Annotated in this window: 9 protein-coding genes; 2 read left to right on the top strand and 7 right to left on the bottom strand. The window is 68.8% G+C overall.

All coding sequences use genetic code 11. The annotated features are described in order from the left end of the window. Positions 1-246: 246 nt before the first annotated feature. From AB0Q90_RS33615 to AB0Q90_RS33595, 5 genes are read right to left on the bottom strand one after another with little or no spacing between them, the layout of a single operon-like run. Entirely contained in the window at positions 247-1,377 is a 1,131-nt protein-coding gene (locus AB0Q90_RS33615; RefSeq protein ID WP_363162316.1) for a hypothetical protein, read from the bottom strand. Next, a complete protein-coding gene (locus AB0Q90_RS33610; RefSeq protein WP_363162315.1) occupies positions 1,374-2,309 on the bottom strand; it encodes an NAD(P)-binding domain-containing protein in 936 nt (311 codons plus the stop codon). The genes AB0Q90_RS33615 and AB0Q90_RS33610 overlap by 4 nt, the downstream gene beginning before the upstream one ends. Beyond that, positions 2,306-3,520, bottom strand: coding sequence for a hypothetical protein (locus AB0Q90_RS33605; protein WP_363162314.1), 1,215 nt, complete (start codon positions 3,518-3,520; stop codon positions 2,306-2,308). Before AB0Q90_RS33605 ends, AB0Q90_RS33610 begins: the two co-directional genes overlap by 4 nt. A 30-nt stretch (positions 3,521-3,550) precedes the next feature. Continuing rightward, positions 3,551-4,009, bottom strand: coding sequence for a hypothetical protein (locus AB0Q90_RS33600; RefSeq protein WP_363162313.1), 459 nt, complete (start codon positions 4,007-4,009; stop codon positions 3,551-3,553). Further along, positions 4,006-4,392: an ATP-binding protein gene (locus tag AB0Q90_RS33595; RefSeq protein ID WP_363162312.1), complete on the bottom strand. Its 387-nt coding sequence runs from the start codon at positions 4,390-4,392 to the stop codon at positions 4,006-4,008. Before AB0Q90_RS33595 ends, AB0Q90_RS33600 begins: the two co-directional genes overlap by 4 nt. Positions 4,393-4,702: 310 nt before the next feature. Here AB0Q90_RS33595 and AB0Q90_RS33590 point away from each other — a divergent pair, with 310 nt between their 5' ends. After that, a complete protein-coding gene (locus tag AB0Q90_RS33590) occupies positions 4,703-6,295 on the top strand; it encodes a helix-turn-helix transcriptional regulator (RefSeq protein WP_363162311.1) in 1,593 nt (530 codons plus the stop codon). On the opposite strand, the gene AB0Q90_RS33585 is transcribed toward AB0Q90_RS33590, so the two are convergent. Both AB0Q90_RS33585 and AB0Q90_RS33580 read right to left on the bottom strand, forming a co-directional pair. Continuing rightward, on the bottom strand, positions 6,256-6,810 hold the full coding sequence (locus tag AB0Q90_RS33585; protein WP_363162310.1) for a GNAT family N-acetyltransferase: 555 nt from the start codon (positions 6,808-6,810) through the stop codon (positions 6,256-6,258). The genes AB0Q90_RS33590 and AB0Q90_RS33585 overlap by 40 nt on opposite strands. Before the next feature lie 133 nt (positions 6,811-6,943). Then, on the bottom strand, positions 6,944-8,881 hold the full coding sequence (locus tag AB0Q90_RS33580) for a PP2C family protein-serine/threonine phosphatase (protein ID WP_363162309.1): 1,938 nt from the start codon (positions 8,879-8,881) through the stop codon (positions 6,944-6,946). Positions 8,882-9,706: 825 nt separating this feature from the next. Here AB0Q90_RS33580 and AB0Q90_RS33575 point away from each other — a divergent pair. Then, entirely contained in the window at positions 9,707-10,543 is an 837-nt protein-coding gene (locus tag AB0Q90_RS33575) for an HNH endonuclease signature motif containing protein (protein WP_363162308.1), read from the top strand. The last annotated feature ends 91 nt before the right edge of the window (positions 10,544-10,634 follow it).

The following is a 10,634-nucleotide window of genomic DNA, read 5'->3' as shown; positions in this document are numbered from 1 at the left end:
TAGCCGCAATTAGCGATACGGAGACCGCCTCCAGCCGTCCGTCAGATCCTGCAGCAATTCGTAGGAACCAACAGGGACTTCCAGTTTCCCGCCTGGTGCTGAGCGGGGCGGGCGGGGAGTCGGGGTTGCTCCGCCGCCCGCCCCTTGTGTCCGCCGTATCCCGCTGCCCTTCTTCGCAAAGACCGGGAGTCGGCGGAGCGCGTCCCGCCGGGCGCGGGGAGGCCGGCGCCCGGCGGGGGATCGTGGTTACTCGCTGAGCAACTGGTGGAGGAAGGCGGCGTTGGCCGCCAGGTCGTGACCGAGGACCACGGTGTGGTGGGGCAGCTTGTCGAGGTGGTGGGCGACGCTCTGGCGGGCGTCACTGCTACCGCTGCCGCCGGCCTGGGCGAGGCCGAGGATGTCGGGGTAGCGGTCCTCGGTCGCGCCGTGCATGAAGTCGGCGTCGCTGAGCGTGCGGCGGCAGCCTTCGACGGACGGGGCGGCGTCCCGCCGGATCTGCGGGAACAGCACGGCCTGGGCGAGGCCGCTGGTGGCCAGCTTGAGGCCGAACCAGTCGGCGAACTGGTCGGGGTAGACCTGCACCTTGCGCTCCCGCTTGCCGCCGGGCTCCCACAGCGGTTCGCGCCGCCCGGCCAGAACAGCGTCGGTGACGTCCGGGTGTTGCGTGGGGTGGAGGGCGTCGCCGGCCTCAAGGCGCTTGCGGGCGACGTCGTACCAGCCCAGCGCGTCCAGCAGGCCGAGGCCGATCGCGGCAGCTGAGGGCCAGGGCAGGACCTGCAGCTGGCCCTTGGCGTCCGGCCGGACGAAGATCCGGTCGTTGGCCAGCAGCTGCCAGCCCATATTCGCCAGGGCGAGCGCGGTCGTGGTCTTGCCCGCGCCCTTGTCGCCGAAGGTCAGTACGGTGCGGCAGTTGTCGGTCACGGCGGAGGCGTGCAGCAGCGTCCAGCCGTCCCGCAGCAGCAGACCCCGCATCGCATCCCGGGCGATCCGGGCTCCGGCCAGCGCCACAGGCTCACTCTCGGCGCCGATCACGGACAGGCGGCCGGTGGCAGGTTCGTGCCGGTAGGCCAGCTGCTGCGTGGGGCTGACCGCGGTGATCGTGCCCTCGGCGTCGCGGGCCACGAGGGTGGCAGCCTTGGCGTAGGTGGTCTCCTCGTGCGGGCATGTCTCCATCAGGGCCTGGAGCGTGGCGTACTGGCCGGCATCGACGTCGGCGAAGACCACTGGGCCGGCGCACACCGCGGCGGGTAGCACCTCGAAGGCGTTCCACCACGAGCCGAAGTAGCGACGCGCGTAGTCGGTGACCGCTTGGGTGTTGCTGACCATCGTGATGTTGACGTCCGCGGCGTGCAGCCGCGTCGCGGTGAGGGTGTTCATGAGGCCCTTTCGCTGTCAGGAGATTCCAGTTCGGGCAGGGACCGCACGGCCTGGTAGGCGGTGCGGAGCTTGGTGTCGGCCGCCGCGAACTGCCGCTGCTCGGCCGCGTCGAGAGAGGGCAGGCACGCTACGGGCTCGCCCCGGGTGAACCGCAACGGAATTCCCAGCCAGCCGCTCCCGTACGGGGCGGACAGCTCCTCGACCCCGTCGTCCACCGCGAGCGTTCTGCGCAGGGCGGAGAGCACGGCGCCGGCAGGCCCGGATCGGGTGCGGCCGATGCCCGCGCTGATGCGTGCGGCCCGCCCGGCGAGTTCGTCCCGGAGCTGCTGGAGCGGCAGGGGGACCCGCTGGTCGTTGACCGTGGTGGCGGACGCGCACACCACGGCGGCGTCCCCGTGTTCGCCGATCACGTGCCCGGCCACCGCGGCGGCCGGGACGTGCAGGTGGCGGGCGAGGGCGGCGCGGTAGCGGGCGCTGTCCAGGTTCGAGCCGATGCCGAACACCCGCTCACAGCCGGAGAGTTCAGCGAACAGCCTGCTCATCACGTCGACCGGGTTGGTCACCACCAGCACGGTCCCGGTGTAGCCGTACAGCGCGGCGGCCAGCTGGCCGATGGCGGGCGCGTTGGCGACCGCGCCGCCCATGCGGACGTCGGTGCTGCGGGTATTGGTGAAGGACGCCCGCACGGCGATGACCACCGCCTGGCAGTCGCCCAGGCCAGCCACCCGGCCCGCGCGGGGGTGCACGGGTGACGCGGTGGCCTGCCGCATGTCGTCGATGTCCGCGGCCAGAGCGCTGGCCTGTTCCGGTGTGCGACTGACGATCACCAGGCGGCGGCTGAAGCCGGCCGTGCACAGCGCGGCGGCCACGGACTGGCCGACCGCACCCGCTCCGACGACGCCGACGGTGTCCACGGCGGGTGTCCGGCTCATTCGGCCACCGCCTTCGCCTGGGCCAGCGCGGTGTCCCACATGCGGTGAACGTCCAGTTCGCTGCCCAGCGCGGTGCTGATGCGGTCGGCCATGGTGCACACCGCCACGGCCCGCTCCAACAGCCGGCCCCCGTGCGGCGGCAGCGGCAGCACCGCCGGCGCCGACAGAACGGTGGTGAGGATGTTGACGGTGTCCATCAGCCAAACGATCAGCAGCTCACGCAGCCACGAGCGGGCCGCCTTGGGCGCCATCGGCCGCATCCTCTGCTCGGCGAACGCCCCTAGCCCGTCCGCGATCTCCTCGGTCACCGTGGCGCCGGGGCGGGCGGAAGCGAGCAGGAGAACGGTGCGGCTGGTCAGCTTGGCGGCGTCCACCGAGGACCTCGCCCGCAACAGACCGGGATCGATGAGGACCGGCCGCTCGCCGGGCCCGTCGGGAAACACCAGGTGCTCGGGCTTGAGATCGCCGTACGTCAGCACGGCCTGGCCCGGTGCGAGCGTGGTCGGCCGCATCCGGTGCAGCCGGGCGACCACCGCCCGCAGCAGGGCCGCCACCTCGGCCCGGTCGGCCTCGGCGCACCGCTCGGCACCCAGGCGGCTGAGGTAGGTCTGGCCGCTGATGCCGTTGAACTTCCGCTGGAACGTCGCCGCCACGCTCCGCTCACAGATCGCCCCGGCCGGAGCCAGCCGCTGAGCCGTACGCGAGTGGTGCAGCCGGTGCAGGTCGGCGAAGACGGACTCGAACAACGCGGCCGTGCTCGCCGGGTCATGTAAGAGCAGCGCGGCCAGCGTCGGGCCGGGCACCGGCACGGTGAACAGCACCCCGTGCGCAAGGCCGGCGACCTCGCACACCCGGGGCCGTCCCAGGTCGGCCAGCAGCCGAAGCTGCGCGGCCTCCCGCATCAGCAGCGCATCCGGCCGCTGGATGTAGACGGCCTGGTCGCGCTGCACCTCGGCCCAGTCACCGGCGACACCGCGCAGGATCGACACCAGCGACATCCCCAGGAAGGAGTGCTTGGCGTACAACTCCCGGCCGCCCACCCGGATGTGGTGCACGTAGCCGGTGACGCTCGGGATGTGGGAGGAGAACTCCACGCGGGCGCCAGGCCACAGTTCTGCGGTGGCCGAGCGGATCTCGTTCTGGGCGAAGGCGAAGACCTCGGCCACTTCCGGCACCGGCCCTGGGGAGATATGTGCAGCGGCTGTGCTCACGAATGACTCCTTCGCACTCGGCAGCCCGCATCAGCGGCGCGCGGGCACATGGGGGTTCTGCGAAACCGTCAGGGCCGCCCGCAGCGCTGCGGGCTGGGCCCACTCCAGCGCGCACGGCGGCAGCGCACGGCCGACGCGGTGAGCCAGCGGCAGGAAGGACACGGGCCGCGCACTCCAGGCCAGCTGCACCTGCTCGTGCCGCAGCCCGATGGTGAACGGCTCGCCGCGCTCCAGCACGGCAGCGGTGGGCTTCGAACCGAACAGCAGCCACTCGTGGACCGGCTCGGCCTCGGCCGCATCGACTACGGAGACCAACATGCGCACGGCGATGCGGATCCAGCGCACCGCATCGCCAGCGGTGTAGGCGTCGAAAGCGCCGACCAGCACCGTGTTGTCCGACTCCGTGGAGGTCAGCAGGCACTCGCACCAGAATCCCGGCTGCGTGACCACGGCGCTCAGCGGCCCGTTGCCGCAGGGAGGTGTCGTCATGCCGCACACCCCGCGGATACGGGAAGCGACGCCCACACCGTTTTGCCGCCGCCCTCGCGATAACGCCAGCCCCACTCGGAGGCCAAGGCCTTCACCAAGAGCAGGCCGCGGCCCTCCTCGGCCTCCGCGCCGACCCGGCGCGGCACCGGCCGATACTTGGAGCTGTCATCGACCTCCAGCAGCGCCTGGCCCTTCTCCAGCCGCAGCCGCAGCCGCACCGTGGCCTCACCGCCGGCGTGCTTGAGCGCGTTGGACGTCAGCTCGGACGCCACCACCGCCATGTCGTCGGCGATAGCACCTGCGTCCCAGGACGCGAGCGCCGCCCGCACCGTGTGCCGCACCTCGGCGACCAGCGCCCTGTCCGCGGCGATGCTTATCTCCATGGCTCGGACCGTGGCGGAGGGGGAACCGGCCGGTGTGAGGCCAGGATCGGTATGGGTAGTCAGTCGCATGACGCTGCATCACCCCGAGGCACGTCGGCAGGAACGGGCGACACCGCGAACCAAGTTCGCTAGTGAAGCGGAGCCCCAACTGTTGCGCCGTCGCAGTACGCAGGGCCATCCCGTCCAGCCGCCAACATGCGGCCGCGATCTCCCGGTTCAACCGGGAAAGAACACACGCGTGTTGACGCGCCCCGCGCCGCGCTACCGTGCTGAATAAGGTGCGATCCACACACGGCCGAGAGGGGGCTGGGTGGCAGCAAGACCCCGGAGCCGCAGGCAGGAACAGGTGCAGTTCGCCACCGAGCTGCGAGCGGCCGGAAAGACCTGGCCCGAGGCAGCCGCCGCCGTCCGGCACCGCTACCGGGTCAACGCCCGTGTGGCGCCCCGGCTGGCCCGCGGCCTGAGCCAACGCCAGGTCGCCGAGCTGTGGAACCAGCGCTGGCCGGACGATCCCAAGACCTTCAAGAACATCTCCACCTGGGAGCTCTGGCCCGCCAGCACCGGACACGCCCCCTCGCTCGACACCCTCGACCGGCTCGCCCAGCTCTACGAATGCTCCGTGGCCGACCTGCTCGCCGACCTCCCCCACCACGGCCACCCGCCGCCGCACCCGCCACCGGCCCCAGCAAGCCCCGCTCCCGCAGTCGGCGCCGACCTCCTCGACGGCCTGGCCGCCGAACCGCTCTTACTCACCCCGCAGCTTGCCGGCACCCTGGTCCACCGGCTGCACGACGTACGCTTCGAGGAACTGGCACAGGCACTGATCATGTGGGTACAGCAGGCCAATCCTGGGCTCAACCGCCGCGAACTGCTCCTGAAGATCAGCACTGCGCTCACCGTGGCCGCCGCGGCGCCCCTGCTGGACATCGCCGACGCCGACGAACGCGACCGCGTCGCCGCCGTCCTCGACGACCCCAGCCGCCTTGACCTGGCCACCGTCACCCACGCCGAACGCGTGCTGCAGCACTACCGCCGCCAGGGCGACGTCCTCGGCCCGCAGATCGCCCTGCAGACCGCCCTCGCCCAACGCCACGTCATCGCCGACCTTGTCGCCACCGCCCCTGAAGACCTCCGCCCCCGGGTGCTGACCGTGTACGCCGAGCTCAGCCAGATGGTCGGCTGGCAGCTGTACAACCTCGGTGACTACCGGGCCGCCCAGTACTACTACGACGACGCCCGCACCGCCGCCCACGACGCGGAGAACACCGAACTCGTCACCTACGTCCTGTGCACCATGAGCCAGCTGGCCACCTGGCAGAACAAACCCCGCGTCGGCATCGACCACGCCATCGCCGCCCAGGCCTGGGCCGCCCAGACCGAAAGCCCGGCCGCCCTCGGCTACGCCGCCGACGTCGCCGCCCGCGCCTTCGCTGCCGCCCAGCAGCACGACAAGGCCCAGCGCGCCCTCGAACAAGAACTCGGCGCCGTGCGCGACATGGTCGCCGGCACCCCGCTCGCCTCCTGGTGGTACTTCTACGACGAGTCCTTCTACTGGGGCACCAGCGCCGAATGCGCCCTCGTCCTCGACACCCCGGAGAAGGCCCTGGCCGCAGCCCGCACGTCACTGCCCATGATCGACCCCACCAACGTGCACAACTACGCCCACACCCTCGCCCTGCAGAGCCAGGCCCACCTCCAGCAGGGTGACATCGCCGAGGCCAGCACCATCGTCGGCGCCATCGCCACCATCTCCGGCGTCAACCGCTCCCCGCGCATCACCCAGCGAATCGCCGACCTCCGCACCTCCCTCACCCCCTGGCAGCGCAGCCGGGCCGTCCGCACACTCGACGACCTCCTGGCCCACTACCGGCTGACTGGCAACTCCAGCACGAACAAGTCGTAGGCCGAGTAGTAGTCCCCTTCGTCCCCGGGAATCCGGCCCACCCGCCGCCACCCCCAGGACTCATACACCCGCTGCGCCGCAGCATCCGGACCCGTCGCCAGCGTCGACCGTCCCTCGCCCCGCCCGCCCAGCGCCGCGTCATGCAGCGCCCGGCCCACACCCTTGGCCTGCCAGGCCCGCCGCACCTCGATCTCCGACAGCACCCACGTCCGCGACCCGGTCTCCTCCAAGAACTCCGCCGTGGGCTCCGGCTGCACACCGCCCCACCAGTGGGTATCCCCGGCCGGGAGCGTGTAGCCGAAAACGAACCCGACCAGATGGCCTTCCTCCCGCGCCGTCACCAGCGCGAAGCCGGGCCGCGTGAACTGCCTCTCCGCCCGCCGACGGAACGCGGCCGTCTTCTCCTCACCCGGCTTCACCCCGTACGCGTCCGCGTACACGTCACACAACTCATCCAGCAGCAGGGCGGCTTCCGCACCATCGTGATGCATCAGAGACACGTCTTTGATCGTCATGCCGGTCAGGCTAAGAGCTTCCATTGCACGGGGACAGGGCCGGTTTCCCACCGAGGGGAGCGGGCCCACTGGGCCTTCGGCGAAGACAACATCACGCGCTCGGCCATACATAGCGATCCCCAAGCGGGCACCGTCAGGGTGTTGACCAACGGAGAGGGAGATCCATGTCGATCCAGATCACTTTTCCTGTGTCTGCCTGACGCCGAGCACCCCAATACCACTGCGACGTCGCAGGACGCAGTTTTGCCAGGGCGCTTTCCAGGTCATCGTCCTGCAATTTGTTGCCCTTCCGCCGGGGCATCGTGTCGCTGGCGTCCTCAACTTGGATGATCAGGTGCCGTCTGGTGAGGCGTAGATAGACGTGCACCGGCACCAGGCCCTGCTCTACGGCATGCTTCACGAGGTACCGAACGGCCGGCCCGATGCGCGTGCTGTCCTCGTCGCTTATGCCCCATCTCCTCAACGTCTCGACCGTGAACTCTTCCGCGTCTTCGAGTGAACCGTCATGGGGGCCACCTCCCATGGTGCCCCTGTGCGACAACGTGTGCGCCGCGCTGCGCGGCGCATCCTTGTCCAAGGCCGACGGAGATTGGAACGTGAGCATGACGAGGTCATCGTCGCGTTCTTCAGAAGCCCCCAGCGTGTCTAGAACCTGCTCGTGGATGGCCTGGCACGATCCCGACGCCCGCTCAAAACTGTGCATCAGCTTTTCGAGGCCCTCCCCGATGTCACCTGCTCTGCGGCCGGCGGCATTGATCGCGTAGTCCAAAAGACCGTTTGTGTAGAGCATGCCGGTGGCACCCGGGACGAGGGGCACTGAGAACGTCTCGTACGGCAACTTGTCCACTCCCAGAGGGGGCGAGGCCTTCTCTTGGCTGCACATGACCTCGCCGTCCGGCATGCGGATCAAGAGCGGGAGGTGTCCTGCCGATGCGTAGCGGAGTTGTTCATGCTGAGCATCGAAGACGGCATAGAAGCAAGTAGCGATCATGAAGTCGGCGTCGATCTCGTCGGCGAGTCCGTTCAGGAGAGCGAGGACATCCCCCGGCGGGAGGTCGAGGCGGGCATACGCACGCACGGCGGAGCGGAACTGTCCCATGATCGCCGCCGCGCGCATGCCGGTGCCCATCACATCGCCGACTGTGAGGGCGACCTGGCCGCCGCCGGTGGGAATGACGTCGTACCAGTCACCCCCGGCCGAGTTTTCCTCTGCCCCCGACCGGTAATAGGCGAAGACATCCAGATGGTCGATCTGCGGGATCTGGCGCGGAAGCAGACTGCGTTGCAAGGCGATCGTGTCCGAGCGATGCCGCTCATCGCCTGCCCTTCTGAGGCGCAGCTCGGCCCGTTGCTCCTCCGGACTGAGGCGCTCGAACCATTCGTCCCACCTGGCGCCCGGCGGCGGGCCCCCGGCCTCGGCCGGCATGGCCCGTGAGTTGTCCGCGTTGTCCGCGGCCAACGCACGGACAACCACGCTGTCACCCGGCTCCGCCAGCGCTACCGGATCGGCAAGAACAACGCCCTGCACGATGTGCCCGTCCGCGTCCTCACTGGCTGGCATCCCAACACGGGCCTGAAGATCCGCCAGGTCTTGGTGCTGGCTGTCGAGCTCACTCGAGACGCTGTCCAGTACGGCCGCGTAATCTTGCAACGACGGCTCGGCAGGAGCGACTGCCACCTGCGGCATCCGGTCTCCCGTGTCATGCCGCTCCCCGGCCTCGCTGCACTGGATAGCCTCCAGTGCTTTTCGGTAAACCTCCGCCGCTTGCTGTGCGGCCACCTTGATCTCCTCAGCGGTCGCTCGTTCACGACGGGCTCGCGCGAGTTCTCCCTGGGTCCGCACCAGTTGCTGATTCGCCTGCTCCAACTCGCTGCGTGTGTGAACGAGTGCCTGAGCGTGATTTCCCTGCAGTGCACGATCGCGTTCTGCGGTCAGAACGGAACACTGCCCTTGAAGCCAAGCGATCATGGTTAATAGGGTCTGGACCAGCTGACTCGACCGGTACAGTGCGCGCTCAGCTTCCAACTGACGTTCGAGGGCATCCGTCAACTGGTGCTGCAATGCGTTCACGTGCTCCGGCCCTGACCGCGAGCGCTGACGTGACAACTCGCGCACCTGAGGGGGCCGCGCAGCAGCTGAGCGTAGAGCTCTGGCCTCCTCCCGCATCCGAGCCCGAAGCCGCGGCTCCCGCACCAGCGCCGCTACGAGCCGATCAAGGAGGTCAGCGGGGATGAGTTTCGCCCCAGACAGGTAGTCACTCCAGACGGTTCTTGCGGTGCCGAACTCCTGCTCCAACTGACGCAGTGTCCTGCCGCGAGTGCGCTGACGCAGCCAGTCGGCCAGCTCGTTCGCGCTCTCGGTCTGACCCTTGAACCGCCCGTACCTACGCCCTGCCGACGCCATTAGCCCCCCTGTCCGTGGACAACCCGGGGAGTTGTCCGCGCCTCACCTGCGGTGACATCCTTCCCGCCGGACGGACAATCGCACCAGTGTGCAGCCTGAGGTCTCCAGTCATTCCGAGTTCCAGGAGGCCACGGTTTCCGTGCTTGCTATCCCGCCCCGCGCCCTGTCGGCCACCCAGCGCATTGCGATCTTTGCGCTGGTGGCCCCTGCGCTCTTGCTCGTCACCATCGCCGCTGTACCAGCGTTGGTCGTTCTCCCCTTCGTCCACGATGGCACCGACAGGGCTGTCAAACTCCTACGGGCTCATTCCGCCTACGCACGAACCCTCTTGACCGGCAGCCGAAACTGCACTTCCGAGCGGTAGCGCACGGCTCTCACGTGACGACGCGACCAGTGGCTGGAAGACGACCTTCAAGCGACGCGGGCGCCGATCCTTGTCAGTGCCCGTCGCTACGGTCCCGGCAAGTGTCCGTCATCAATGGGGAGGGCCCAGTGGACAAGAAGCCACGCCGCTACTACAGCAACGCCACGATCGCCGCGCTCATGACTCTGGCCCGCGGCGGTTGTTACTGGCCCGACTGCAACGTTCCCACCGTCCGCATGATTAACGGCGCGCCCAGGCTCAACCTGGAGATCGCTCACATCCGGGCCTTCGAAGAAGGTGGCAAGCGATTCGAGCCGAAATGGTCGGTGAAAGAGCGCAACAGCTTCGACAACCTCATCCTGTTGTGTAATCCCCATCATGAGGAAGTCGATGGCCCCGACAGTGACAACTACCCTGTAGAGGCACTATTGGGGTGGAAGCACGCCCGCGAGGCCGATGGTCTGGACGCGCTCGCTGGCCTCGGCGAACTCACCACGACCAAGCTCGGCGAGATGATCGCCGCCGCCCAGGGCGAGCTTGTCGACCGCATCGGGCCCGCTCTGGACGAGTTCGCCAAGACTGCCCCGGAAGTCGCAGCCTTGCTCAAGGCAGTCATGAAAGAGCTGGCAGACCCGAGAGTCCATGGCTTTGGGATCTCCGAAGACGGGATCAACACGCTCCAGAAGTCAGCGCGCACCTTCGCCAACTTGGAAGACAGCGCCAACATGCTGGCCAACGCCGCCGACACCCTCAAGAACCTGGAGGACAGCGCCAACACACTCGCCGACGCCGCTGACTCTCTCGTGAACCTCGGGGACAACGCGAAGACCCTTGTGCGGGCCGCAGACAAGGCCCTGAAGGCCGCTGACTCTCTCGTGAACCTCCCGGACAGCGCGAAAATCCTTTCAGCAGCTGCGGATAAGGCGCTGAGGGCCGCCGACACACTGGGTAATACGCGCTACTGACACGGCAGCTGTAGTTCTGGCGTCCATGCTGGTCAGCGGCTATGGGGGCGGGGGCGGGCATGGGTACGGCCACCATGATCATGAACGTTTG

This window comes from Streptomyces sp. NPDC079141 (assembly GCF_040686775.1).
Taxonomy (GTDB): Bacteria; Actinomycetota; Actinomycetes; order Streptomycetales; family Streptomycetaceae; genus Streptomyces.
Note: the sequence above shows the minus strand (reverse complement) of the source record. Positions and strands in the feature narration are given on the sequence as shown.